Consider the following 25,976-nt stretch of genomic DNA (forward strand, 5'->3'; position numbering starts at 1 on the left):
CATCTTGACGTCCCTCACAGGTAGCTTCCATGCCACAGCAAGTCTCCGTTTCCGATACGCCCGTCCTGCCCGTGGTCTCCGGCCCATCCTGGCCCGGTCTGCGCTATTTCTGCACGACGCGCGGCGGCGGCGTGGGGCGCGCGCCGCACGATACGCTGAACCTGGGGCTGCGCGCGGGCGATGACCCGGAGTCGGTGCGGGAGAACCGTCGCCGCCTGCGCGCCATGCTGCCCGCCGAGCCCTTGTGGCTGCGGCAGGTCCATGGCAGCGAGGTCATCGACGCGGATACCCACCGTCCCGACGCCGCCGGCGACGATCCCGCCGCCGACAGCGCCGTCACCGCGCAAGCCGGCCGGGTGCTGGCCGTGATGGCGGCGGATTGCCTGCCGGTCATGCTGGTGGACAGGGATGCCACCGTGCTGGGCGCCGCGCACGCGGGCTGGCGCGGCCTGTCTGGCGGCGTGCTGGAAAACGTGCTGGCGGCCCTGCGGCGCAAGAATCCCGCGGCGACGCAATGGCGGGCCTGGGTGGGGCCCGGCATCGGCCCGGCGGCTTTCGAAGTGGGCGAGGACGTGCTGCGCGCATTCACCGCCGGCGACGATGGGCAGGCCGCCGCGCTGTTTCGCCCGTATCCGGGCCGTCCCGGCAAATGGCTGGCCGACCTGGCCGGCCTGGCGGCCCTGCGCCTGCGCCGCGCCGGCGTGCAGGACGTACATGTCAGCGGCCTGTGCACCTACACCGACCGCGACCGCTTCTTTTCCTATCGCCGCGACGGCGCCACCGGCCGCATGGCCATGCTGGCATGGCTGCAACCCGGCATTGCGGCGCAATACCCCTGAGGTTACCCGCATTGACAGGTCCCGTGACCGCAATGCACCATCCCCGCGAAAGCCATTCATAACAAGGTGTCGAGGTGACAGCCCATCCATCCGCAGCATGGCCCATCCCCGTGGGCGTGGCGCCGGACGTTCTGGCCCAGATCCAGGCGGAATTCGCGCGCGATTGGCAGCGCCTGATGGACGATGCCCGCCAAGGCCAGCTTGCCGCGCCCACCGATCGCCGTTTCGCCGGCGACGCCTGGCGTGCCAGCGCGCAGCATTTGCTGATGGCGCATGCCTACCTGTTGTCGGCCAAGGCCATGGAACGCATGGTCGACGCCGCGGACGTCAGCGACGCGCTGCGCGCGCGGTTGCGCTTTTCCGTGATGCAGTGGGTGGACGCCATCGCGCCGTCCAACTTCCTGGCGCTCAATCCGGAGGCCCAGCAGTCCATCGTGGCGTCGGCCGGCAAGGCGCTGGACGTGGGAATGTCCAACCTGATCAGCGACTTGCGCAAGGGCCGCATTTCGCAGACCGACGAAAGCCAGTTCGAGATCGGCGTCAACGTGGCCACCTCGCCCGGGCAGGTCGTGTACGAGAACAAGCTGTTCCAGCTGATCCAGTACGCGCCCGGCACCGCCAAGGTTCATGAGCGCCCGCTGGTCATCGTCCCGCCCAACATCAACAAGTTCTACATCCTGGACCTGCAGCCGGCAAATTCCTTCGTCCGCCACGCGGTGGATGCCGGCCTTACCGTGTTCATGGTGTCGTGGCGCAATCCGATGGCCGGCGACGAGGACGGCACGGACCAGGCCACGTGGTCGGATTACCTGGACGAGGCCGTGCTGAAGGCCCTGGCGGTCGCCAGCGAGATCACCGGGCAGGACCAGGTCAATGCGCTGGGCTTCTGTGTCGGCGGCACCATGCTGGCCTCGGCGCTGGCGCTGGCCGAGGCGCGCGGCGAGAAGCCCGTGGCGGCCTTGACGCTGCTCACGGCGCTGCTGGATTTCCGCGACACCGGCGTGCTGGATGTCTTCGTCGACGAGACCCATGCCCTGCTGCGCGACCGGCAACTGGGCGGCGGCGGCCTGATGTCCGGCCGTGAACTGGCCACCACGTTCAGCTTCCTGCGTCCGAACGAGCTGGTCTGGAACTACGTGGTGGGCAATTACCTGAAAGGCCAGACGCCGCCGGCCTTCGACCTGCTGTTCTGGAACGCCGACGGCACCAATCTGCCCGGTCCGTTCTTTAGCTGGTATTTCCGCAATACCTATCTGGAAAACAATTTGAAGGTGCCTGGCCGCTGCACGGCGGCCGGGCAGCCGCTGGACCTGACCCGCCTGTCGATGCCGGCCTATATCTACGGGTCGCGCGAGGACCATATCGTGCCCTGGCCGTCCGCCTATGCCTCCACGCAATTGCTGCGCGGCCAGCGGCGTTTCGTGCTGGGCGCCTCGGGCCACATCGCCGGTGTCATCAATCCGCCCGCCAAGCAGCGGCGCAGCTATTGGGCGGTGGGCGAGGAAGCAGGGGGGGATGATTATCTGCCTGGCGATCCGGCGGCATGGTTCGAGCGTGCCACCGAACACGCCGGCAGTTGGTGGCCGGATTGGCTGGCCTGGCTGGCGCCGCATGGCGGCCACCTGGTCAAGGCGCCAGCCAGGCAAGGCAGCAAGGCCTACCCGCCGTTGGAGCCGGCGCCGGGCCGATATGTGAAAGTGCGGGCCATGTAGCATGGCCCTGATTCGATAACCGTAGCTGCACATCCGGAACGTATGTCCCCGGATTGAAGTACCCCCGCGACAGAAACAGGAGAATTCGATGAGCGATAAATTGGCATATGTGACGGGCGGCATGGGCGGCATCGGTACCGCGATTTGCCAGCGCCTGGCCAAGGACGGGTTTCGCGTGGTTGCGGGTTGCGGGCCTAGCCGCAATTACCAGCAGTGGCTGGACGAACAGGCGGCCCAGGGCTACACCTTCTATGCATCCGTCGGCAATGTGTCGGACTGGGATTCGACCCAGGCGGCGTTCGACAAGGTGCGGCAGGATCACGGCCATGTGGACGTGCTGGTGAACAACGCCGGCATCACGCGTGACGGCTTGTTCCGCAAGATGTCGCTGGACGACTGGCGCGCGGTGATCGACACCAATCTCAACAGCCTGTTCAATGTGACGAAGCAGGTGCTGGACCCCATGGTCGACCGCCAATGGGGGCGCATCATCAACATCAGCTCGGTCAACGGCCAGAAAGGGCAGTTCGGGCAGACCAACTACTCCACCGCCAAGGCGGGCATCCATGGCTTCACCATGGCCCTGGCGCAGGAAGTGGCCAGCAAGGGCGTGACCGTCAACACGATTTCGCCGGGCTATATCGGCACGGACATGGTGCGAGCCATTCGTCCCGACATGCTGGAGAAGATCGTCGCCACGATACCCGTGCGGCGGCTGGGCACGCCGGAGGAAATCGCCTCCATCGTGTCCTGGCTGGCTTCGGACCAATCGGGCTTCGCCACGGGCGCCGATTTCTCGCTGAACGGCGGCCTGCACATGCATTGAGCGGATGGGACGTCTTCCCCGCGGCGCCAGGCCAGGCGTCGCGCGGGACGATGACTTCGGACAACCTCTTTTCTCATAAGTACAACGCGATCGACCCAAGCTGGGGACAACCATGACGCAAACGCAAACAGGCGCGGCGACCCGCCTGATCAAGAAATATCCGAATCGCCGTTTATACGACACGCAGACCAGCACCTACATCACACTGGCCGATGTCAAGCAGCTGGTGCTGGCTTCCGAGAACTTCCAGGTGGTCGACGCCAAGAGCGGCGAAGACCTGACCCGCAGCATCCTGCTGCAGATCATCCTGGAGGAAGAGGGCGGCGGCGTGCCCATGTTCTCGTCGAACATGCTGGCGCAGATCATCCGCTTCTACGGCAACGCGATGCAAGGCATCATGGGGTCCTACCTGGAAAAGAACATCCAGGCCTTCATGGAAATCCAGGAGCGCATGGCCGAACAGTCCAAGGGCCTATACGGCAGCCAGTTCGGGCCCGAGGCCTGGACCCAGTTCATGAACGGCCAGACGCCGATGATGCAGAACATGATGAACAGCTATATCGAGCAGAGCAAGAACCTGTTCGTGCAGATGCAGGACAAGATGCAGGACCAGACCCGCTCGATGTTCTCGAATTTTCCATTCCCGGGAAATACGCCGAATAATCGCAAGTAAGCCTGTCCGGGCCGGCTGCGCGCCGGCGGCGCGAACGGCCGGCCATGTCCGGCCGTTTATGTTTTCTTGACACGCGCCTTGCTAAGGTTGCAGGCGCGACGGATGTATTACCATCCCGTGTCGCGTCACTAAACCCTGCTCCCGACCCCGGCTTATGCGGCCCTTTTTAAGGCTATGGTAAGCTTCGTGCGTTAGTCTTATGCGAACGGTTCTTGTTTGCATTATTCTTGTGGTTTCGGAATGATGAATGGGAACGGTGTGCAAGACTGATGGTCTATTGGTCGGTGCATAACCAGAAGGAAGATCTCTCATGATGAAGAAGGCCTTGGCCCTGGCTGCCGGGATTGTGTTCTCGAGCGCGGCGCTCGCCGCGGAATATCCGATAGGCAAGCCGGTGGAGAAGGGCGGCATGGAAATCGGTGCGGTGTATCTGCAGCCGATCGAAATGGACCCGCCGGGCGTGATGCGCCCCGCCAAGGACTCGGACGTGCACCTGGAAGCCGACATCCATGCGCTGGCCAACAATCCCACCGGTTTTCCGGAAGGCGAGTGGATGCCCTACCTGGTGGTGAAGTATGAACTGCGGAAGCAGGGCAGCCAGAACGTGATCAAGGGCATGCTCATGCCCATGGTGGCGAACGACGGCCCGCACTATGGCGACAACGTCAAGCTGGACGGCCCGGGCAAGTACCACCTGAAGTACTACATCGCGCCGCCGACGGCGGACAGCATGAGCCATTTCGGCCGCCACATCGACAAGGAAACCGGCGTGGGTCCGTTCTTCCAGCCTTTCGAGCTGGAATATGACTTCGTCTATGCCGGCACGGGCAAGAAGGGCGGCTACTGATGAAGGCACGCCGATCGCTCCTGGCATCGGCGGCCCTGCTGCTGGCCCTGGCCAGCGCGGGCGCGCCGGCGCTGGCTGATGAACTGCCCACGTTCCAGTTGACCTTCAAGGCCGATGGAACGTTCGAACCGCAGCGGCTGGAAGTACCGGCGGGCCGCTTCAAGATAGAGTTGAGCAACGAGAGCAAGGAGCCGGTCGAGTTCGAGAGTATTCCCTTGCGCAAGGAAAAAGTGCTGGGACCCGGCGTGAAGTCCTTTGTCGTCATTACGATTTCGCGGCCCGGCGAATACCCCTTCTTTGATGATTTTCATCAGGACGTGAAGGGCACGCTGGTCGTCAAACCCAAGGAATGAAGCGGTCCGCCGCGCGCGGACCGGTAGTGCCATGGAACAGGTTTCTTTTATCGTCTGGCGCGAAAGCGTCGAAGCCCTGCTGGTCGTAGGCATTCTGTACACCTGGCTGCGCGCCTCTCCCGAGGGGCGTCGTGGCCTGCCTTATCTGTGGGGCGGCGTGGCCGCGGGCCTGGCCCTGGCGTGCGCGCTGGCGTTGGTGCTGCTGGGCGTGTCGTCGTGGTTGTCGGACGAAGGCCAGGAGTGGTTCCAGGCCGGCATGGCACTGGTGGCCTGCGCGCTGGTGGTGCAGATGGTGTTGTGGATGAAGAAGCACGGCCGCACGCTCAAGCGCGAGCTGGAGACCGGTGCGCGCGATACCGTGCAGAACGATAACTGGTGGGGCCTGCTGCTGCTGGTCGCCATCGCCGTGGCGCGCGAAGGCAGCGAGACCGTGGTGTTCCTGTATGGCACGGTCTCGGCCGGGGAGGCGTCCGGCGGCAAGGCGGCGCTGGCGCTGGCGGGCCTGGGCGGCTTCGTCGCGGCGCTGCTGACGTTCTGGCTGCTGCAACTGGGCGGCCGGCTCATCACATGGCGGCGCTTCTTCGCCCTTACGGAATTCCTCTTGCTGTTGCTGGCGGGCGCCCTGTTGATCGGCGGCCTGGACCACCTGATTTCGTTGGGCGTCGTGCCGCCGCTGGTCGATCCCATCTGGGACAGCAGCTGGTTGCTGAGCGACAGCAGCGGCATAGGCAAGATATTGGCGGACTTCGCCGGATACCGCGCCTATCCCGCGCTGGTCTCGGTGCTGGCGCTGGCGGTGTACTGGGTCGGTATCTGGCTGACCCTGCGCGTGATCGACGCCAAGGCGGCGCGGGCGCGGATACAGGCCGACGCGGCGAAACAGGCCGGCTGAACGAAGGGGGGTGATATCACCCCACGCCCGGCCGGGGCGCGAGCGCCCGGCCAGGACCTGGCTGTTAAAGTCTGGGACTTTGGTAATACGACGCGCACCGGACGCGGGGCGCAAGGCAGGTTAGTACGATGGCTGTTGTGGCAGCGGGGCGACTTGCGCGGGCTAGCTCGCGGGTCGCCGATTTCCTGCGCGATCATGCCCCCTTGCTGCGCAAGCTGCAGTGGGGCATCGTCGCGCTTTATGCATTTCTGTTGATCGTGCCGGCGGCGATGCCCCTGCCCGATAACACCGCGTCCGTCTTCAACAACCTGACCATCGTCGCCCAGTTCGCCTTCTGGGGCGTATGGTGGCCCTTCGTGCTGGTGTCCATGCCGGTGATGGGCCGTGCCTGGTGCGGTCTGTTCTGCCCGGAAGGCATGCTGACCGAATGGGCCAGCGAGCACGGGCAAGGGCGCTCCATCCCGCGCTGGATGCGTTGGGGCGGTTGGCCTTTCGTCGCCTTCGCATTGACGACCGTGTATGGCCAGATGGTCAGCGTGTACCAGTATCCGCTGGCGGTGCTGGCTGTGCTGGGCGGGTCCACCGCCGCGGCCATGGTCGTGGGCTGGCGCTATGGCCGCAGCAAGCGGGTCTGGTGCAAGTACCTGTGCCCGGTCAATGGCGTGTTCAATCTGCTGGCCAAGCTGGCGCCCTGGCATTTCAAGGTCGACGAGCAGGCCTGGCGCCATCCCGTCATCCGCATCGAGCCGATCAACTGCGCGCCGCTGGTGCCCCTGCGCCAGATGAAGACCGCCGGGGATTGCCATATGTGCGGCCGTTGCAGCGGCTATCGCGGCGCCATCACGCTGGCCCCGCGTTCGAGCGAGCACGAGGTCGTCGAGACTTCGGACGGCGACAAATGGCAGACCGCGCTGATGGTCTTCGGCATGATGGGCATTGCCATGGGGGCCTTCCTGTGGACGTCCAGTCCGTGGTTCGTGACGATGAAGCAATGGCTGGCCACCTGGCTGATCGAGCGTGACATCACCTGGCCCCTGCTGGACAACGCGCCCTGGTTCATTCTGACCCACTATCCCGAAGTCAACGACAGCTTCTCCTGGCTGGACGGCGCCTGCCTGTTGATATTCGTGGCGGCCACGACCGCCGTCATCGGCGGCGCGATGTATTTCGCGCTGTGGCTGGCCGACCGCATCCTGCCGGCGCTGGCGCCGCGTACCTGGATAGGCGGCGCGGGCGTGCACAAGCTGGCGCAAGCCTTGATTCCTTCCGCCGGCATCGGCGTGTTCCTGGGGCTGTCGGCCACCACCATCACGCTGTTGAAGCACGAGGGCGTGCAGGCCCACTGGGCCAATCCCGTGCGCTTCACGCTGTTGACGCTGGCCCTTGCCTGGACCCTGCGCCTGGCCTGGCGCGTGATGGGCCGACGGCAGGGCGCCGGCCTGGGCCGCCGCCTTGCCGCCTGGCTGGTCTTCGCCGCCGGCCTGGCGCCGTTTTGCGCGGCCTGGCTGTTGTTCTTCGTGATCTGGTGACATGTGACTACCCGCCCCGCGTGGGCAGTGGTCGGGAGCGCGGGCTGACGCGCGATCGGCGCGCTGGCTGGAGCAGGGTCCATAAGCCGGAACAAAAAAGCCGGAGCAAAAAAGCCGGAAAAAAAAGGGGCAAAAAAACCCCCGCGTCCCGGCCTGCGGGAACGCGGGGATCGCCCGCGGGAGCGGGGGGGCGGCTTACTTGTGCGCCTTCGAGGGATCGACCTTGAGGTTGTTCTTCACCTGGGTCACGCCCTTGACGCCGCGCGTCACGCGGGTAGCTTCGTCGCTTTGGGCCGCGCTCGCGACCGAGCCGGTCAGGGTGACGACGCCATTGTTGGTTTCCACGGCAATGTCCAACGCGCTGAGCGCCGGGCTGCCGACGATTTCCGACTTCACTTTGGTCGTCACGACGGCATCCGAAGTGTATTCGCCGACGGATTGCTTGGGTTTGCCATCGTCGGCCGCATAAGCGATCGAGGTCACGGCGGCGCCCAGGCCAAGCGTGGCGGCGGCGATCAGTTTACGGGCTTGCATCATGGGGATACCTCCTTATGGGTGTGCGGGGATCGGGAAGCGGGCCTGCGGTTCGCTATCTGCGGAACACGCCGCTCAGGATGGACAGCAGGGCCAGCACGAGGAATACGAAGAAGAGGATCTTCGCGATGCCGGCCGCGCCCGCGGCGATACCGCCAAAGCCAAGCACTGCCGCGATGATGGCGATGATGAAGAAGACGACGGCGTAGTACAGCATGGGGAACCTCCTAGTTGAACGGCGCCGGGCATCGGGGGATGGCCGCGCTTGTGGCCAGGAGGATCGCAATCGGCGTTCCCGGGGTGGGAATGCTTGCGGATAGGGGCCTGATGGGGAGGGCCCAGGGTTGCCCGGTCAACTTAGAGCGTTGGGGAATGTAACCGGGTGGGGATGGGCGACGGGCGTCTTTAAGACACTGTCCGGCTTGTTACAGATGAGCAATGTTTCGGGGCGGGGATCGCCTCGCTCGCGCGCTGGCGCGCGCGTAGCGTCGGCTTGTAGAAAAGGGATATACAACGGGGCGCCCCAAGGGGCGCCCCGTTGATTGCCCGGTGGGCGGGGGTGGTCTGCCCTGGCCGGCGAGACCAAGCCACAGCCGGCGAGACCATGCCTTGGCGGGCAAGACCATGCCTTGGCGGGCAAGACCTTGCCTTGGCAGGCAAGACCTTGCCTTGGCGGGCGAGACCTTGCTTCGGCCCGTGGGAGCTTGCCTCAGCCTGTGGCGGGGGCCAGCTCAGGCCCGTCCGCCGCTTTCCGTGATGCGTTGCGCGATATGCGCCAGGGCTTCCTCCACCTGGTCCACCAGGATCAGGCAGAGGTCGCCCGGCGCCAGGCGGGCCAGCGCCGCGTCGATGGCGACGAACTCGCCGTCGATCTCGTCCGAGTACGTGGTGCGTCCGGCATTGCGCAGGCCTTCGCGCAGCAGGGCGATGACCTCGCCGTCCGCGCGGCCGCGCTGGCACTGGTCCTGGTACAGCAGCACGTCGTCGAAGGCCTCGCCCAGCAGTTCGGTCTGGCGCCGGATGTCCTCGTCGCGGCGGTCGCCCGCGCCGCTGATCAACGCCACGCGGCGCTTGGCCGGCATGGCGTCGACGGCCTGGATCAGCGCGATCATGGCGTCCGGGTTGTGGCCATAGTCGGCGATCACGGTGGCGCCGCGATAGTCGAATACGTTGAAGCGTCCCGGCGCCGAGGCCGCATCGTTGACGAAGCTGCCCAGGCCGCGCTCGATCTGCGACCAGTCCACGCCCAGGGCCCAGGCCGCGGCGATGGAGGCCATGGCGTTCTCCACCTGGAAGGGGATGCTGCCATTGCGGGTCAGCGGAATGGCGGACAACGCGATGGCGTGCTCGTCGGCCCCCTGCGCCGCGATGATGCTTTCGCCGTCGCGATAGACCACGCGCAGGCCCTGCGCGCGATGCGTGATCATGCGGGGATGGTTCTTGTCCTGCGCGAAGTAGGTGACGCTGCCAGGGCAGGCCAGGGCCATCTCCGCGACGATGGGATCGGCCGCGTTCAGCACTGCCGTGCCCTTGGCGCTGACGTATTGCACGATGACGCGCTTGACCACCGCCAGGTCCTCGACCGTGCTGATGTAGCCCAGGCCCAGGTGATCGCCCATGCCGATGTTGGTCACGATGGCGACATCGCAGCGATCGAACGCCAGCCCTTCGCGCAGGATGCCGCCACGCGCGGTTTCCAGCACGGCGGCGTCGACGTCGGGGTGCAGCAGCACGCTGCGCGCGCTGCGCGGGCCGCTGCAATCGCCGGTGTCGACGCGGCGGTCGCCGATGTAGACGCCGTCCGAATTGGTCATGCCCACGGTCTTGCCATCCTGGCCCAGGATGTGCGCCGTCAGCCGCACCGTGGTGGTCTTGCCGTTGGTGCCGGCCACGGCGACCACGGGAATGCGGCCGTCCTCGCCTTCCTTGTACATGTTGGCGATGATGGCCTCGCCTACCGCGCGGCCCTTGCCGAACGACGGGTTCAGGTGCATGCGCAGCCCGGGCGCGGCATTGATTTCCACGATGCCGCCGCGCTGCTCCTCCAGCGGCTGGTGCACCGTTTCCGCCACCACGTCCACGCCGCACAGGTCCAGGCCTATCATGCGCGCGGCCGTGACCACGCGCGCGGCCAGCTCGGGGTGGACTTCGTCGGTGACGTCGGTGGCCGACCCGCCGGTGCTGAGATTGGCGTTGTTGCGCAGGACCACGCGCTCGCCGGCCGCCGGCACGGAGTCGGCGGTATGGCCCTGCTTGGCCAGCACGCCCAGCGCAATGTCGTCGATGCGGATCTTGGTCAGCGTGGTGGCGTGGCCGTCGCCGCGCAGCGGGTCGGTGTTGACCTTGGCCACCAGTTCGCGAATGGTGCTCGTGCCGTCGCCGGAGACCTGCGGCGGATCGCGGCGCGCGGCGGCCACCAGCGTGTCGCCGACCACCAGCATGCGGAAATCGTGGCCCGGGATATAGCGCTCGACGATGACGTCGTCGCTGATGGCCTCGGCGGCGGCGTAGGCTGCCTCGATCTGTTCGCGGGTTTCGATGTTGACCGCGACGCCGCGCCCCTGGCTGCCGTCGCGCGGCTTGACGACCACCGGCCCTTGCAGCGCCTGCGCGGCGGCCCAGGCATCCTCGACGCTGTCGACCGTGCGGCCCAGCGGCACCGGCACGCCGGCGGCATCCAGCAGCATCTTGGTCAGGTCCTTGTCCTGCGCGATCGATTCGGAAATCGCGCTGGTCAGGTCGGTCTCGGCGGCCTGGATGCGACGCTGGCGCGAACCCCAGCCGAATTGCACCATGCTGCCCTGGGTCAGGCGGCGGTAGGGGATGCCGCGCGCCACGGCGGCGTTGACGATGGAGCCGGTGCTGGGGCCCAGGCGCAAGTCCTCGTCCATCTCCCGCAGGCGGGCCAGCGCCTCGGGCAGGTCGAAGGCCTGGTCATTCATGGCGGCCAGGCACAGCTGTTCGGCCAGTTCGAGCGCCAGGCGGCCGACGGCCTCCTCGCTGTATTCGAACACCACCTGGTAGATGCCGGGTTCGACGGTGGCCTGGGTACGGCAGAAGGTGACCGGGCAGCCCGCGTGGGCTTGCAGCGACAGCGCGACATGCGCCAGCGTGTGCGCCAGCGAAACGTCTTCCAGATGGCCTTCGGGACGCAGCAGTCCCAGTTGCGGGAAACGCTTGCGCAGCTGGGCTTCGAACTGCGGCAGTCGGTCGATCGAGCACTCGGCGTCGGTGCAGGCCACGATGGCCTCGATGCCGGTGTTGCGGCTCCACAGGTTGGGGCCGCGCAACGCGCGTATGCGTGAGACTTCCATGCGGATGATTCCTGTCGTCAGCTTTGCTGGATCCAGCGGCGGACCAGGTTGATGGTGGGTTCGGAGGCGCCTTCGTCGGTTTGCAGCAGCAGGAAGTCGCCGGGACGCAGGCGGGCCAGCGCATCGCTGGTGGCATGGGCGTGGTCGGGTTCGTCGACGATCTCCGTCACGCGGCCGCCGGCCCGGGCCTGTTCCAGGCCGGCGCGCAACAGCGCGCGGGCCTGGCCGGCCGGCCGCTTGCTGGGCACGGTGGCGTCGTCGTAGAGCACCACGCGATCGAAGACGGCGCCCAGCGCCAGGCCCTGGGTCACGAGGTCTTCGTCACGGCGGTCCAGGCCCGCGCCGTAGACGATGGTGCGGTGGCTGGCGGGGAAATGCTGGATCGCGTCGGCCAGCGCGTTCAGCGCCGAGACGTTGTGCGCGCCGTCGACCACCACGGTGGCGCCATCGCGTTCGTAGGGGGTGAATTGCCAGGGCGCGTCTGCCTGGTCGATATCGAAGGTCTCGATGCCGACGCGGATCAGGTCGGCGGGCACGCCCAGCGCCCAGGCGGCGCCGACGGCAGCCAGCACGTTCTCCAGCTGGAAGCCGACGCGGCCGCCCTGGGTCAGGGGCAGCGTGACCGCGGCCGACAGGGCCTCTTCTTGCGCGCCGGTGGCCATGATGACCTGGCCGTCGCGGACCAGGACCGCGCGCTTGCCCTGCGCCAGGTGCGCGGCGATGACGGGGTTGGCGGGATCGAGCCCGAAATAGAGCACCTCGCCGTCGCACAGCTCGGCCATTTCCACCACGCGCGGATCGCGCGCGTTCAGCACCGCCGTGCCGGTGGGCAGCACCACGTCCACCTGGGTGCGCAGCACGTTGAACATGCGATCCGCGTCGCCCACGTCGAAGTCGCCCAGGTGGTCGGCGGCGTCGATGTTGGTGACCACGCCCACCTGGCAGCGGTCATAGGCCAGGCCCTGGCCCAGCACGACGGCGCTGCTGTTCTCGATGACGGCGGCGTCGACGGAGCGGTTCATCAGCACGCGGCGGCCCGCGGCCCAGTTGGCGCAATCGCCCTTCTGCACCTGGCGGCGGTCGAAATAGAGGCCTTCGCTACAGGCCACGCCCACATGCCTGCCCCACAGCGACAGCAGGCGGCCGATCAGGCGCGACACCACGGTCTTGCCGTTGGTGCCGGTCACGCCCACCACCGGGATGCGGCCGTCTTCCCCTTCCGGGAACAGATGGTCGACGATGGCGCGCCCCACCGGGCGAGGCTGGCCTTCGGCCGGCTTCAAGTGCATCAGCAGGCCGGGGCCGGCGTTGACTTCGACGATGGCGCCGCGCTGTTCCTCAAGCGGACGGGAGATGTCCTCGGCCACCAGGTCGACGCCGGCCACGTCCAGGCCGACGATGCGCGCCGCCAGCACCACGGCCCGCGCGACCTCGGGGTGGACCGCGTCCGTGCAGTCGAAGGCGACGTTGCCGTTGCGCTGGATCAGCACGCGGCGGCCGGCTTCCGGCACCGCCTCGGGCGTCAGGTCCTGGCGGGCGACTTCCAGGCGCGCCGCGGAATCCAGGCGCACCGGGTTCAGGGGGCAGTCCTCGCCGCGGCCACGGCGGGGGTCGGAGTTGATCTGGCTTTCGATCAGTTCGTCGATGGTGGACACGCCGTCGCCAACGACCCACGCCGGCTCGCCGCGGGCGGCGGCCACCATGCGGTCGCCCACCACGAGCAGGCGGTGCTCGTTGCCGACCACGAAACGTTCGACCATCACGCCGCTGCCTTCCTCCTCCGCCACGGCATAGGCCGAGGCGACTTCCTCGTAGGAGGTCAGGTTGGTGAAGACGCCGCGCCCATGGTTGCCGTCATAGGGCTTGATCACCACGGGCAGCCCGATGTCCTGCGCGGCTTCCCAGGCTTCGGCGGCGCTTTCGACCAGCCGGCCTTCGGGCACCGGCACGCCGCATTCGGAAAGCAGCGACTTGGTCAGGTCCTTGTCGCGCGAAATGCCTTCGGCGATGGCGCTGGTCTTGTCGGTTTCGGCGGTCCAGATCCGGCGCTGGCGGGCGCCGTAGCCGAATTGCACCAGGTTGCCCTCGAACAGCCGGATATATGGGATATCGCGGTCGTCCGCGGCGTCGACGATGCAGGCCGTGCTCGGTCCCAGGCAGTGGCGGTCGACCAGGCGGCGCAGCCGCGCGACCGTGGCGTCGACGTCGAAGGGGCGGTCTTCCATGGCAGCCATGACCAGGTCGCGGCCTTCGGCCAGCGCGGCGCGCGTGACCTGTTCCTGCCAGGCGCGCACCACCACCTTGTAGACGCCGCGCTTGGAGGTCTCGCGAGCCTTGCCGAAGCCGCCGGGCAGGCCGGCCAGGTTCTGCAGCTCCAGCGTGACGTGTTCCAGGATATGGCCGGGCCAGGTGCCCTCGCGCAGGCGTTGCAGGAAACCGCCCCGCACGCCGGGGCTGCAGCGATGCTCGATCAGCGAGGGCAGCCAGGTGGACAGGCGCTCGTAGAAGCCGGGGATGGTATTGGAGGGAAAGTCTTCCAGCTCGCCTATGTCCACCCAGGCTTCCAGCACCGGCCGGTAGGTCCAAATGTTCGGGCCGCGCAAAGCCACGACATCGAGAAATTCAATGTCTTTCTTTTTCATGTTTTAATTTGAGGAGATATCCGATGGCGGACGGAAGGGCATCCAGGCATTTGCGGCAGGGCCGCGAGAGGACCGAGGCGCGTTTTTAGCGCTTTTTGTGTGTCTGCGCGATTCTGGCAGATGTTGTCGATTATAGAAAATGAGGCCCTTTTTGTCGGGCATTGCCCCTCGGTCATGGCGCTTGCTCTGTTGTAAGGAAGGAACACGTTTTCAGCCCCCCGGCCGAAACCGCGAACTTGCCTTGGTCCGGCCGCGGCTTTGAACGTTTTCGATGAAGAATCATTCGTCTGTTTCCACCACATACGACGGTCAGTTATTGCCCAGCGCCTGGCGTGCCGACATTCTGGCCCAATTGGACCAGAATGAAACGGTGCTGGCATGGCTGGAACTAGACCTCGATACGGCGCTTAAGTTCCGGCCAGGCCTGTTACTGGTGACCGATCGCGCCATCCTGGCGCGCGATGCCGACCATGCCGAATGGCGCCGCTGGGCCCTGGCCGATACCCGCACGCTGACCTTGTCCGACCATGCGGGGGCAGGTGCGCTGGAGCTCTACGACGACCATGCGCGGCTGGCGGTCTGGCGCTATACGCTGGGCCACAATCCCGCGGCTTTGCGCCTGCTCGACGCCTACACGCGGCGGCATTCGACCCTGAGCGCGCGGGGAGACGCGGCCGTCGAGCCGCCTGCTCTTCAGGAAAACCGGGTTTGCCCCAGCTGCCAGGCGCCGCTGCCGGCGGGCCAGGAAGAGTGCCCCTCCTGCGGCGCGGAGACCCAGGCGCCGCCGTCGACCTGGGCGCTGCTGCGCCTGTGGCGCTTCGCGCGGCCCTATCGCGCGCCGCTCATCACCGGTTTCGTATTGACCTTGCTGGCGACCGCCGCCACCCTGGTCGCGCCCTATCTGACCATGCCGCTGATGGACGACGTGCTGATCCCGTTCCAGAGCGGGGCGGCGATCGACTACGACCACGTCCGCTGGCTGCTGCTGGGCCTGCTGGGATCGGCCTTGCTGGCCTGGGTGCTGGGGTGGGCCCGGACCTATATCCTGGCCTGGGTCAGCGAGCGCATCGGCGCGGACATGCGCACGGCGACCTATGCCCATCTGCAGAACCTGTCGCTGGAGTATTTCGGCGGCAAGCGCACGGGCGACCTGATTGCGCGCATCGGCAGCGAAACCGACCGTATCTGCGTCTTTCTTTCGCTGCACCTGCTGGATTTCGCCACCGACGTGCTGATGATCGTGATGACCGCGGCCATCCTGATCTCCATCAATCACTGGCTGGCGCTGGTGACGCTGGTGCCGCTGCCCTTCATCGCCTGGATGATCCACGTGGTGCGCGACCACCTGCGCCATGGCTTCGAGAAGGTCGACCGGGTCTGGTCGGAGATCACCAACGTGCTGGCCGATACCATTCCGGGCATCCGGGTGGTGAAGGCCTTCGCCCAGGAAAAACGCGAGGTGCAGCGCTTTCGCGACGCCAATAACCGCAACCTGGAAGTCAACGACCGCGTGAATACCGTGTGGGCGCTGTTTTCGCCCACGGTGACGCTGCTGACGGAAATCGGCCTGCTGGTGGTGTGGATCTACGGCATCTGGCAGGTGTCGCGCCACCAGATCACGGTGGGCGTGCTGGCCGCCTTCCTGGCCTATATCGGCCGGTTCTACACGCGCCTGGATTCGATGAGCCGCATCGTGTCCGTGACGCAGAAGGCGGCGGCGGGAGCCAAGCGCATCTTCGATATCCTGGACCACGTATCCAGCGTGCCGGAGCCCGTCCGGCCGGTGCCGGTGCCGCATGTCGAAGGCCGCATCGAGTTGCGCGGCGTCGGTTTCCGCTACGGCAACCGGTCGGTGATCCGCGGCCTGGACCTCAACATCGCGCCGGGCAAGATGATCGGCCTGGTCGGGCACAGCGGTTCGGGCAAGAGCACGCTCATCAACCTGATCTGCCGCTTCTACGATGTCTCGGAAGGCGCGATCCTGGTGGACGGCGTCGATATCCGCGCGATGTCGGTGGCGCAGTACCGCGGCAATATCGGCCTGGTGCTGCAGGAGCCTTTCCTGTTCTTCGGCACCATCGCCGAGAACATCGCCTACGGCAAGCCGGACGCCTCGCGCGAGGACATCATGGCTGCCGCGCGCGCGGCGCACGCCCACGAGTTCATCCTGCGCCTGCCGCATGGCTACGATTCGCTGGTGGGTGAGCGGGGCCAGGCGCTGTCGGGCGGCGAGCGGCAGCGGATTTCCATCGCCCGCGCGCTGTTGATCGATCCGCGCATCCTGATCCTCGACGAGGCGACGTCCTCGGTCGATACCGCCACCGAAAAGGAAATCCAGATCGCGCTGGACAACCTGGTGCGCGGCCGCACGACGATCGCCATCGCCCATCGCTTGAGCACGCTGCGCAAGGCCGACCAATTGGTCGTGCTGGATCGCGGGCAGATCGTCGAACAGGGCGGCCATGACGAACTCATGGCGCGCGAGGGCGCCTACTATCGGCTGTACCAGGCCCAGGCGCGGGCGGCCGAAGCCGAGGCGCAGACCGAGGACGACGACGACCTGGTGCTATCTTGAGGATGAGGAATTCGCTCGGATGAGTTCAATAGCCTTCGGCCTGCATCGCAATGCCCTCGGCCGCCTGGTCCATACCGGCGCCGACGGCGTGGCCCGCGAAGGGGTGCTGCCGGTGCGTGCCTTTCCCATCAGCGATCCGGATCGCGGCTTGTCGCTGGTCGACGCGGAGGGGCACGAAGTGGCCTGGATCGAATCGCTGGATGACCTGCCCGCGGACGTCGCCGCGTTGTTGCGCGAAGAGCTGGCCAGCCGCGAGTTCATGCCGGAAATCCAGCGCATCGTGGCCGTGCAGGGGTATGCCACCCCCAGCAGCTGGGATGTGATCACGGACCGGGGGCCCACGACTTTCGTGCTGCGCGGCGAGGAAGACATACGCCGCCTGGGCGCGCATACGCTGCTGATCGCGGACAGCCACGGCATCCATTACCTGGTGCGGGACCTGTCCAGGATGGACAAGGCCAGCCGCAAGCTGCTGGATCGCTTCCTCTGATTCCGCTGACGCGCTTGCGCCCTGACGCCTACTGCGTCATGACGCGATTGCGGCCATGGCGCTTGGCTTCGTACAGGCCGCGATCGGCGGCGTCGATGAGCAGGGTGTAGGAGTCCAGGCGTTCGGGCATCAGCGTGGCCATGCCGATGCTGACGGTAAGCCATTCCGCGGTCGCCGAATCGCGATGGGGAATGCGCAGGGCCTCGATGGAGCGGCGGATCTTTTCGGCGATCAGCCGCACGCCGCCGGCCGGCGTGCCAGGCAGGACGACGGCGAACTCCTCGCCGCCGAAACGCGCCGCCAGGTCGGCCGAGCGGTCGCAGCAGCCGGCGATGGTCGATGCCACCTTCTTCAGCACCTCGTCGCCGGCCATGTGGCCATAGGCGTCGTTGTAGCTCTTGAAGTGGTCGACATCTATCATCAACAGGCTGAGTTCCAGCCTTTCGCGCAGCGCGCGCTTCCATTCGGCGCCCAGGTAGCCGTCGAAGTAGCGGCGGTTCGCCAGGCCGGTCAGCCCGTCGGAATTGGTCAGGCGCCGCAGTTCCAGATTGGTCTCCAGCAACTGCTGCTGGCTCTGCCGCAGGGCCTGGTAGGCCTCGTCGCGCTGCAGCATGGCAAGATAGCTGCGCGAGTGATAGCGGATGCGCGCCACCAGTTCGATGCTGTCCGGCAGCTTTACCAGGTAGTCGTTGGCGCCCGCGCTGAAGGCGGCGCTCTTGACCACGGCGTCTTCCTTGGTGGACAGCACGATGATGGGGATGTCGCGCGTGGCGGGGTTGGCGCGATAGGCGCGCACCAGCGTCAGGCCGTCGACGCCGGGCAGCACCAGGTCCTGAAGGATGACCGTGGGGCGGGTCTGCGTGGCAACGTTCAGGGCGTCGTGCGGATCGGGGCAGAAATGGAAGTCTATATTCGGCTCGTCGGCCAGGGCGCGCCGTATCGCTTCGCCAACCATGATCTGGTCGTCCACCAGCAATACCATCGCGTTCTGGGGGCGTTGGCCCAATCCGCCGGTGTAGTCCATGACGGGTTCCATAGCTCTTCCTTTGTTATGTTCTCTGTGCGGCGGCCGTCGCGCCCAGGGTGGCGACCAGACGGGAGGCGATCAGGTCCAGCGGCAGTATTTCCACGGCGGCATCAAGTTCGGCGGCGGCCTTGGGCATGCCGTAGACCGCGCTGGTGGCGCGGTCCTGGGCAATGGTCAACATGCCGCGTTGGCGCATGGTCCGCAGCCCTCGGGCGCCGTCGCGGCCCATGCCGGTCAGCAGGATGCCGATGGCGGGCGCCCGGGCATGCCTGGCCATGCTGTCGAAGAACACGTCGATGGACGGCCGGTACAGCCCTTCGGCGGGTTCCCGCGTGTATCTTAGAGTGCCGTCGGCATGCAGGACCAGATGGTCGTCCGTTCCGGCCAGCAGCACCGTTCCCGGCTGGGGGCGTTCTCCGTGGACGGCCAGGCGCACGGGCAGGGCGACCTGCTCGTCCAGCCAGCTCGCCATGCCGGTCGCGAAACTGGCATCCACATGCTGCACCAGCACAATGGCGGCCGGGAAATCGGCCGGCAAGCCGCCCAGCAGGGTCGCCAGCGAAGGCGGGCCGCCCGCGCTGGCGCCTATGCCGATCAGGTAGGGGGCCGGGGCGGCGGCCCGCGGCTGGAGCGCTGGCGCGGCCTGCGCGGGGCGGCCACGGTCGTAGGCGCCGATCAGCCAGCCGACATTGCGGATCTTGCGCAGGAGGGGGGCGGCGGCGGCCTGGGGATCGGCGCCGCCCAGCCGGGGCGTATCGATGACGTCCAGGGCGCCATGGCCCATGGCTTCGAAGACGCGCGTCGTATTGCGATCCATGTCGCTGGTGACGATGATGATGGCGCAGGGCGTGTGCGCCATGATGCGGCGCGTGGCTTCCACGCCGTCGATCACCGGCATCAGCAGGTCCATCAGTATGATGTCCGGACGCTGGGCGGCGCAGGCTTGCAAGGCCTGCGCGCCGTCGCTGGCCACCCATGCCACGCGCAGCTCGGGATCGAACGCCAGCGCCTGTTGCAGGGCCTCTACCGCCAGCGGCATATCGTTGACGATGCCTATTTTCATCGTGCGCGTCCGATCAGGTCTTCGACGGCCTGCAGCAGGGCGTCGTCGTGGAAGCTGCTCTTGCCCAGATAGTAGTCCGCGCCGGCGTCCAGGCCGCGTTGCCGGTCTTCGGGCCGGTCCTTATAGGACACTACCATGACATGCAGGGACTGCAAGCGGGTATCGTGGCGTATGCGCGTCACGAGCTCGATGCCATCCATGCGGGGCATGTCGACGTCGGTGACGACCAGGTCGTAGGTGCCGGCCCGCAGCATGTTCCAGCCGTCCATGCCGTCGACCGCCACCGCCACCTCGTAGCCGCGATTCTGCAACAGCTTGCGTTCCAGCTCCCGCACCGTCAGCGAGTCGTCGACGACCAGGATGCGCTTGCGGCGCTGGTCATCGGCTTGCGGGCCGTCACCCACCCGCAGCAGGTCGCCGCTGGCCACCCGCTTTTCGATCGACCGCAGCAGGTCCTCGACGTCCACGATCAGCACCGGGGTGCCGTCGTCCATCAGGGCGCCCGCCAGGATGTCCTGCAGCTTGCCCAGGCGCGGATCCAGCGGCTGCACCACCAGCGTCCGTTCGGCGACGTAGCGGTCGACCGCGACGCCGAAGGTCTGGGAGGCGTCGCCCAGCAGGATGACCGGGACGTCGCCCGCCGGCGGCGTGCCGGCAGGATATTGCAGCAGCAGGCGGCCGGCTACCAGGCCGACCTGCCGGCCTTCATGGGTGAAGTGCTGGCGCCCCTCCAACTGGGCGATGGCGTCGCGCCGGACCGTCAGGGCCCGCTGGACATAGGCCAGCGGGAAGGCGTAGCGCTCCTCGCCGATGTCGACGATCAGGCAGCGCGCCACCGACAGCGACAGCGGCATCTCCAGCGTGAACCGGGTGCCGGCGCCCGTGCGTTGATGGATACGGGCGGTGCCGCGCAGCTGGCGCATCATGTCCTGCACGACATCCAGCCCGACGCCGCGGCCGGAGACCTCCGTCACGGCGTCGCGCGTGGTGAAGCCCGGCAGGAAGAGAAAGCTGAGCAGCTCGCCTTCGCTGAGGGCGGCGACCACTTCCGCGCTGGCCAATTGACGCCGCACGACTTCGTCGCGCAGTTCGTCCAGGTCGATGCCGGCGCCGTCATCGGCGACTTCGACCAGCAGCATGCCCGCGCTATGGCGCGCCTCCAGCGTCACGGTGCCCATGGCCGGCTTGCCTTGCGCCAGGCGCCGCGCCGGCGTCTCGATGCCGTGGTCCACGGCATTGCGCAGCAGGTGGTTCAGCGGCGCGTCCAGGCGTTCGAGCACATCGCGGTCGACCCGGGTCGCTTCGCCCAGTACGACCAGGCGGACCTGCTTGCCGAGATCGCGGGCCAGGTCGCGCAGCATGCGCGGCAGGCCGCCGGTGGTATCTCCGAAGGGGCGCATGCGGCACGCCAGCGAGGCATCGTAGAGCCGTTGCGCCAGGTCGCCGATGCGCCAGCCGAACTGGTCGGCCTGGGCCATGCGATCGCCCAGCGTCTGCTGGCATGCGTCGGCCAGTTGGCGCGCCTGCGCCAGGGTTTCCCGCAAGGTATCCGCATCGGATGCGCCGTGTTCGGCGTTGGCCAGCGTGCGGGACAGCTGTTCCTGCATGCGCTTGAGCTGCAGCAGGGAAGCGGCGAAAGGCCCCAGCCGGTGCGATTCGACCAGGGTTTCGCTGCTCAGGCCCAGCAGGCGGTCCAGCGTCTCGGCATGGACGCGCAGGTCCCGCTCGGTCTCGGTGGCGCGGCGCGGCGCGGTGGGCGCTACGGTTTCCTGCGCGTGGACCGGTGACGGCGATATCGACGGCGTCGCCGCCTGCACGGGGTCCTGGTCGCCGTCGGCAGGGCGCAACCAGGCCGTCGGAGGGCTGTCCGCAAGGCGGCCTTGCGGCAGGCCGGCGCCGGTGTCGGCGCGAGCACTACCCAGGTGCTCCGACAAGGCCGCGACGTAGGCGTCGGCTTGCACGATACCGTCCGCGGCGCCCATGTCGGGCAACTTCAGCAAGAGGTCGGCGCCACGCAACAGCAGGTCGATGTCGGCCGCGGCCAGCACGCGCCGGCCGGCCTGGGCGTCGACCAGCAGGTCTTCCATCACATGCGCGACGCGCACCCCGCCTTCCAGGCCGACGATGCGTGCCGCGCCCTTCATGGAATGGGCCGCGCGCATGCAGGCTTCCAGCTGGTCGGCGGCCGTGGCATCGCGCTCCAGGGCCAATAGGCCGCTGCTGAGAACCTGCACCTGGGTGCGTGCCTCCAGCAGGAACAGGTCCAGCAGGGAGGCGTCGCGGATGTCGTCGCCGGGATTCATGCCAGGCTCCGGTCGATGGCGCGCAGCACGCGCTCGGCATCCAGCACGCCGATGGCGCGGTCGCCGTGGCGCGCGACGGCGCTGGCGTAGCGGTCGGCGCCCAGCGTCGACGGCACGGGGCCCAGCGCGTCCGCGGCATAGGCGCGGATTCCTTCGACTTCATCCACCGGCGCGACGACGGCGCGCGGCGCGCTATTGAGGATCAGCAGGCGCGGGAGCGCCTTGGCCGGGGCGGCCAAGGCGGCTGGCCCGGCGGCGGGCACGGCGGACGGGGCCAGGCCCAGCAAGGCCGGCAGGGAAATGCAGGTGAGCAGACGGCCGCGGATGTTGCATACCCCGGTCACGACGCCGCTGCGGCGCGGCAGCGTGTGGATGGCGCGCATGGTCGACACCTCCGCCAGCGCCGGCGTCGGCAGCGCCAGCCATTCGGCGCCCAGCCGGAAGACCAGGACGGACAGCGAGGAGGCGTGGCCGGACTCGGCATGGCCGCCGGCGGCGGCGCGGTCCCCGCTGTCCGCCGTGACATCGTTCGCCGCCGTGGACGCCAGGGCCTGGCGGTCCAGCAGCCGCCTGGCCGCGGCCGCGTAGGTGGGGCAGTTGCGGCAATGGATGTGCTCCCGCAGCAGCGGGCAGGACTGGTCTCCGCGTATGCCGACGCGGTTCCAGCAATCATCGATGCGGGCGGCGTCGCGTTCAGCCATGGCGAACTCCCGCGCGGGCGGCGCGCTGGCGCAACTGGCGCGCCGCGCTGGCGTCGCCGCGCGCCTCCAGCAGCGACGCCAGGTGCAGCAGGGCTTCCTGGTGGTCCGGCGCCAGGTAGAGCGCCTTCCGATAGGCGGCTTCGGCCGGCGCGCTGGCGCCGGAGGCGTCGTGGAGCAGGCCGATCAGGTAATAGGCCGGCGCGGACGCGCCATGGATTTCCAGGTGCCGCGCGGCCGCGTCCAGCGCGGCGGCGATGCGCCCCGCGTCCGCGAGCGCCTGTATCGCCGCCAGGGAATCGGACGGCGCGGCGACGCCAGGGCGCAGCGATGTGGCCGATTGTCCTTGCCGTCCTTGCCGTCCTTGCTGTCCTTGTTGTCCTTGTTGTCCTTGCTGTCCTTGCTGTCCTCGCTGCCCTGGCTCTCCCGCCAGGCCGGCGCGGTGCGGCGCGCTCGCGGGACGGGCACGCGTCGCCTGCAAGGCCGAGGGGCTTCCCGCCGTGCCGGCATCGGCGCGCGCGTGCGGGGCCCCGGCGCCGGCATGGGTCCGCGCGGCGGCAAGGACACCGACGCCGAAGCCCGTGTTCCGAGACGTTCTTGTACCGGCGCGGGCGTGTTGCGGGGCGCGGCCGGTGGCATGGGATGGCACCGCGGCGGGCGCCGCGCGCTGAAAGGCGAATGCGCCGGCCGCCTCGATCTGCCGCAAGCCCATGCGCGTCAGGAGACTGGCCTCGGCGGGGCCGACGAAGAGATAGCCGTCCGGCCGTGCCAGGCCGAGCAGGACCTTCACGGCGTCGCGCTGGGTGGCTTCGTCGAAATAGATCAGCAGGTTGCGGCAGAACACGAAATCGAAACCGGCCGGCGCCAGGTCCAGCATGGGGTCCAGCAGGTTGCCCGTCTGGAACGACACCTGCGCCCGCACGCGCGGCAGGATGGAATAGCCGGCGGCCGTGTCGTTGAAGTTGCGCGCGCGAAAACCCAGTTCATCGCCACGGAAGGAATTGCGGCCATACACGCCATGGCGCGCATGCCGGATCAGCCGCGCGCTGATGTCCACGCCCACCACGGAAAAGCGGCCGCCATCGATGCCGGCATCCAGCAGCGCCATGGCGAGCGTATAGGCTTCCTCGCCGCTTGAGCAGGGCAGGCTGAGCAGGCGCAGGGCGCCGCCGTCCGCCAGGCGCCGGCGGGCCAGCGACGCCAGGACAGTCATCGATTCCCCATGGCGGAAGAACGAGGTTTCCGGCACCACCACGGCCTCGATCAACTGCTGCTGTTCCTCCCGCGAGGCGGACAGCAGCCGCCAGTAGGCAGCGGCGTCCCCGTCGCTACAGGCCTGCGCGCGCTGGCGGACGGCACGGTCGATGGCCGCCTGGCCGATGGCGTCGGCGTCCAGGCCCATGCGCTGCTTGAGCAGATCGTTGAAGGCGGCGCTGGTGACGGGCGCCGGAGACGGCCGCTCGCTGATCATGTTGCCGCCTCCCCGGCCACGCCGAACAGGCGTTCGCGGATCCCCGCCGGCACCAACTCTTCGACGCGCACCCATTGCAGCAGCACGCCGCCGCTGTCCAGCACCGGACCCAGGTAAGGCGCATCGCGGTGGTCCAGGCCGGATGGCATGAACGCCGAGGGATCGTAGTGCGCCGTCTCGGTGGCTTGCTCCAGGATCAAGCCCAGCGGCGCACGGGCGCCGCCGGGCGCGGGACTGTCGGCCACCACCACGCGGGTGCTCGTCAGCCGCGCGGCGGCCCGTCCCGTGGCCAGGGCCGTGACGTCGATGACCGGCAGCGTTCGCCCACGGTACATCCCCAGTCCCGCCACCCAGGCAGGCATGCCCGGAACCCGCTTGCAGGGCGCGAGCGGCAGCACTTGCAGGATTTCTCGCGTGTCCAGCACGTAGACGTCCGCGCCGATGGCGAAGCGCAGGAACAAGCGCCGCTGCGAGGCCGCGCTGGCGGCGGATGGGGATGTGCCGGGGGCGGAGTTCATCGCGCGGGGTTCATCACGGGATTCATCACAGCTTGAAGCGCGTGACGCCGCCTCGCAGATCCCCGGCCACGGTGTTCAGGTCTTCGATCGCCACGCTGGACTGGCGCAGCGATTCGACGGTCTGCTGCGTGGCGTCCGCCAGCTGCGTCAGCGCCTGGTTGATCTGCTCCGCGCCGGTGGCTTGCGCCTGCATGCCCTCGTTGACCACCTGCACGCGCGGCGCCAGGGTCTGCACATGCTGGATGATCTGCGACAGCTGCTCGCCCACCTGCTGCATGTCATGCATGCCGCGACGCACCTCTTCGGAGAACTTGTCCATGCCCATCACGCCGGCCGCCACCGAGGATTGGATTTCCCGCACGATCTGCTCGATATCGTAAGTGGCGACCGCCGTCTGGTCGGCCAGGCGGCGGATCTCGGTGGCGACGACGACGAAACCGCGCCCGTATTCGCCTGCCTTCTCGGCTTCGATGGCGGCGTTCAACGACAGCAGGTTGGTCTGGTCGGCAACCTTGTTGATCGTCGTCACCACCTGGTTGATGTTGCCCGCTTTTTCGTTGAGCACGCCCAGCTTGCCGTTGACCGAGCCGGCGGCTTCCACCACGCTGCGCATGGTCTGCTCCATGCGCGTCAGGTCGTGGTGGCCGCCATCGGCCAATGCCGCCGTCTGGTCGGCGGCGGTGGAGACTTCGTTCATGGTGCGCACCAGGTCGCGCGCGGTCGCGGCGATTTCGCGCGAGGTCGCGCCGATCTCGGTGGTGGTGGATGCCACCTCCGACGCCGTGGCCTGCTGCTGCCGCGACGTGGCCGCGATTTCCGTGACCGAGGTCGCGACCTGGATGGCCGAGCGCTGGGCCTTGCCGACCAGGTCCGCGAGTTCGTCGGCCATGCGGTTGAAGCCGGCCTCGATGGCGCCGAATTCGTCCCGTCGCGCCAGTTGCAGGCGGGCGCCCAGGTCGCCGTTGCCGAAGCGGCCCAGGCTGTCGACGATCTTGCGCATGGGGCTGTTGATGGCGCGCATCAGCAGGGCGGCGAAGGCGATGGCGGCGAGCAGGGCGAGGACCAGGCCGACGACCAGGATCCATTCGGCGTGGCGCAGCGTCTGGATGATGTGCTGGACGGAGAGTCCGGCCCGCGCGCTATTCTCCTCCACCATGTGATCCAGCTGGCCGCGGCCGCTGGTGTAGATGGGATATACGCTGTCGCGCAACTGCGCCAGCGCATGCACGGCATCGCTGTCCTGCAGCGTGGCCACGAACCGGGTGCGCGCCTCGCGATAGGCGTTCATGGTCTTCAGGAAATTCTCGTAGACCTCGCGGTCGTCGAGGATGAACACGCTTTGCGCGTAGCCGCGCAGCTGTTCGTTCAGGCTGGCATCGGTGCGCTCCAGGGCGTCGCGCAGCACCGGTAGCGGTGTCTGTCGCGTGACCGCCTGGCCCAGTATTTCATAGCCTTGCTGCCAGGCGCTGAGGATGCGGGCGCTGTATTGCAGGCCGGGCAGGGAGTCGTCGTCGATGGCTTGCGCCTCGCTGTCTATGGCCAGCAAGCGGCTGTAGTCCACCAGCGCCATCAACAGCATGATGACGAGGATGGCGGCGAAGCTGGTCAGCAGGCGTTGCCGCAGGGTGATGTTTTTCATGGCGGTCGATATCCCATCGCGTTGTCTGTTC

At 67.6% G+C, this 25,976-nt stretch carries 21 protein-coding genes; 10 read left to right on the forward strand and 11 right to left on the reverse strand.

The window, feature by feature from the left end; translation table 11 throughout:
- The first annotated feature begins 29 nt into the window (after positions 1-29).
- The 8 genes from pgeF (at position 30) to C7R54_RS25850 (ending at position 7,671) form a co-directional block, all read left to right on the forward strand.
- Positions 30-839, forward strand: coding sequence for a peptidoglycan editing factor PgeF (gene pgeF, locus C7R54_RS25815; RefSeq protein WP_129153792.1), 810 nt, complete (start codon positions 30-32; stop codon positions 837-839).
- 74 nt (positions 840-913) lie between these two features.
- Positions 914-2,551 (forward strand): class I poly(R)-hydroxyalkanoic acid synthase, encoded by a 1,638-nt coding sequence (gene phaC, locus C7R54_RS25820; RefSeq protein WP_129153793.1) that lies wholly within the window; start codon positions 914-916, stop codon positions 2,549-2,551.
- A gap of 88 nt (positions 2,552-2,639) precedes the next feature.
- A complete protein-coding gene (gene phbB / locus C7R54_RS25825; protein WP_129153794.1) occupies positions 2,640-3,377 on the forward strand; it encodes an acetoacetyl-CoA reductase in 738 nt (245 codons plus the stop codon).
- 112 nt (positions 3,378-3,489) lie between these two features.
- The gene (gene phaR, locus C7R54_RS25830; protein ID WP_129153795.1) at positions 3,490-4,050 is read left to right on the forward strand and encodes a polyhydroxyalkanoate synthesis repressor PhaR; all 561 of its coding nucleotides are present in this window, start codon (positions 3,490-3,492) and stop codon (positions 4,048-4,050) included.
- A gap of 310 nt (positions 4,051-4,360) precedes the next feature.
- Positions 4,361-4,897 carry an iron transporter gene (locus C7R54_RS25835; RefSeq protein WP_129153796.1) on the forward strand — a complete coding sequence of 179 codons (537 nt, stop codon included), beginning with the start codon at positions 4,361-4,363 and terminating at the stop codon, positions 4,895-4,897.
- The gene (locus C7R54_RS25840; RefSeq protein WP_129153797.1) at positions 4,897-5,250 is read left to right on the forward strand and encodes a cupredoxin domain-containing protein; all 354 of its coding nucleotides are present in this window, start codon (positions 4,897-4,899) and stop codon (positions 5,248-5,250) included. The genes C7R54_RS25835 and C7R54_RS25840 overlap by 1 nt, the downstream gene beginning before the upstream one ends.
- A gap of 31 nt (positions 5,251-5,281) precedes the next feature.
- Positions 5,282-6,142, forward strand: a complete 861-nt coding sequence (locus tag C7R54_RS25845; RefSeq protein ID WP_129153798.1) for an FTR1 family iron permease — start codon at positions 5,282-5,284, stop codon at positions 6,140-6,142.
- A 128-nt stretch (positions 6,143-6,270) separates the two neighbouring features.
- Positions 6,271-7,671 carry a 4Fe-4S binding protein gene (locus C7R54_RS25850; RefSeq protein WP_129153799.1) on the forward strand — a complete coding sequence of 467 codons (1,401 nt, stop codon included), beginning with the start codon at positions 6,271-6,273 and terminating at the stop codon, positions 7,669-7,671.
- A 195-nt stretch (positions 7,672-7,866) separates the two neighbouring features.
- Here C7R54_RS25850 and C7R54_RS25855 read toward each other — a convergent pair whose 3' ends face one another.
- The 4 genes from C7R54_RS25855 to cphA (C7R54_RS25870) form a co-directional block, all read right to left on the reverse strand.
- Positions 7,867-8,205 carry a BON domain-containing protein gene (locus C7R54_RS25855; RefSeq protein ID WP_129154054.1) on the reverse strand — a complete coding sequence of 113 codons (339 nt, stop codon included), beginning with the start codon at positions 8,203-8,205 and terminating at the stop codon, positions 7,867-7,869.
- A gap of 55 nt (positions 8,206-8,260) precedes the next feature.
- Positions 8,261-8,422, reverse strand: coding sequence for a DUF1328 domain-containing protein (locus C7R54_RS25860; protein ID WP_129153800.1), 162 nt, complete (start codon positions 8,420-8,422; stop codon positions 8,261-8,263).
- A gap of 514 nt (positions 8,423-8,936) precedes the next feature.
- Positions 8,937-11,519, reverse strand: coding sequence for a cyanophycin synthetase (cphA, locus tag C7R54_RS25865; protein ID WP_129153801.1), 2,583 nt, complete (start codon positions 11,517-11,519; stop codon positions 8,937-8,939).
- Positions 11,520-11,536: 17 nt separating this feature from the next.
- The gene (cphA, locus tag C7R54_RS25870; RefSeq protein WP_129153802.1) at positions 11,537-14,161 is read right to left on the reverse strand and encodes a cyanophycin synthetase; all 2,625 of its coding nucleotides are present in this window, start codon (positions 14,159-14,161) and stop codon (positions 11,537-11,539) included.
- Between the two features lie 271 nt (positions 14,162-14,432).
- On the opposite strand from cphA (C7R54_RS25870), the gene C7R54_RS25875 reads away from it, so the two are divergent.
- Together C7R54_RS25875 and C7R54_RS25880 are read left to right on the forward strand one after the other, a co-directional pair.
- A complete protein-coding gene (locus C7R54_RS25875; protein WP_129153803.1) occupies positions 14,433-16,736 on the forward strand; it encodes a cyanophycin metabolism-associated ABC transporter in 2,304 nt (767 codons plus the stop codon).
- Between the two features lie 19 nt (positions 16,737-16,755).
- Positions 16,756-17,226 carry a cyanophycin metabolism-associated DUF1854 family protein gene (locus C7R54_RS25880; RefSeq protein WP_129153804.1) on the forward strand — a complete coding sequence of 157 codons (471 nt, stop codon included), beginning with the start codon at positions 16,756-16,758 and terminating at the stop codon, positions 17,224-17,226.
- 28 nt (positions 17,227-17,254) lie between these two features.
- Here C7R54_RS25880 and C7R54_RS25885 read toward each other — a convergent pair whose 3' ends face one another.
- Genes C7R54_RS25885 through C7R54_RS25915 form a run of 7 tightly spaced genes read right to left on the reverse strand, consistent with a single transcriptional unit; the run spans position 17,255 to position 25,945 of the window.
- Positions 17,255-18,262, reverse strand: a complete 1,008-nt coding sequence (locus C7R54_RS25885; RefSeq protein ID WP_129153805.1) for a diguanylate cyclase — start codon at positions 18,260-18,262, stop codon at positions 17,255-17,257.
- A gap of 13 nt (positions 18,263-18,275) precedes the next feature.
- A complete protein-coding gene (gene cheB / locus C7R54_RS25890; RefSeq protein ID WP_129153806.1) occupies positions 18,276-19,316 on the reverse strand; it encodes a chemotaxis response regulator protein-glutamate methylesterase in 1,041 nt (346 codons plus the stop codon).
- Complete coding sequence (locus tag C7R54_RS25895) at positions 19,313-21,619, reverse strand: hybrid sensor histidine kinase/response regulator (protein WP_129153807.1); 2,307 nt, start codon at positions 21,617-21,619, stop codon at positions 19,313-19,315. The genes cheB and C7R54_RS25895 overlap by 4 nt, the downstream gene beginning before the upstream one ends.
- The gene (locus C7R54_RS25900; RefSeq protein ID WP_129153808.1) at positions 21,616-22,320 is read right to left on the reverse strand and encodes a chemotaxis protein CheW; all 705 of its coding nucleotides are present in this window, start codon (positions 22,318-22,320) and stop codon (positions 21,616-21,618) included. The genes C7R54_RS25895 and C7R54_RS25900 overlap by 4 nt, the downstream gene beginning before the upstream one ends.
- A complete protein-coding gene (locus tag C7R54_RS25905; protein ID WP_129153809.1) occupies positions 22,313-23,788 on the reverse strand; it encodes a CheR family methyltransferase in 1,476 nt (491 codons plus the stop codon). Before C7R54_RS25905 ends, C7R54_RS25900 begins: the two co-directional genes overlap by 8 nt.
- Positions 23,785-24,306, reverse strand: a complete 522-nt coding sequence (locus C7R54_RS25910) for a chemotaxis protein CheW (RefSeq protein WP_129153810.1) — start codon at positions 24,304-24,306, stop codon at positions 23,785-23,787. Before C7R54_RS25910 ends, C7R54_RS25905 begins: the two co-directional genes overlap by 4 nt.
- Positions 24,307-24,331: 25 nt before the next feature.
- A complete protein-coding gene (locus tag C7R54_RS25915; protein ID WP_129153811.1) occupies positions 24,332-25,945 on the reverse strand; it encodes a methyl-accepting chemotaxis protein in 1,614 nt (537 codons plus the stop codon).
- Between the last annotated feature and the right edge of the window lie 31 nt (positions 25,946-25,976).

It is taken from the genome of Achromobacter aloeverae, from assembly GCF_004121055.1.
Classification (GTDB): domain Bacteria; phylum Pseudomonadota; class Gammaproteobacteria; order Burkholderiales; family Burkholderiaceae_B; genus Bordetella_C; species Bordetella_C aloeverae.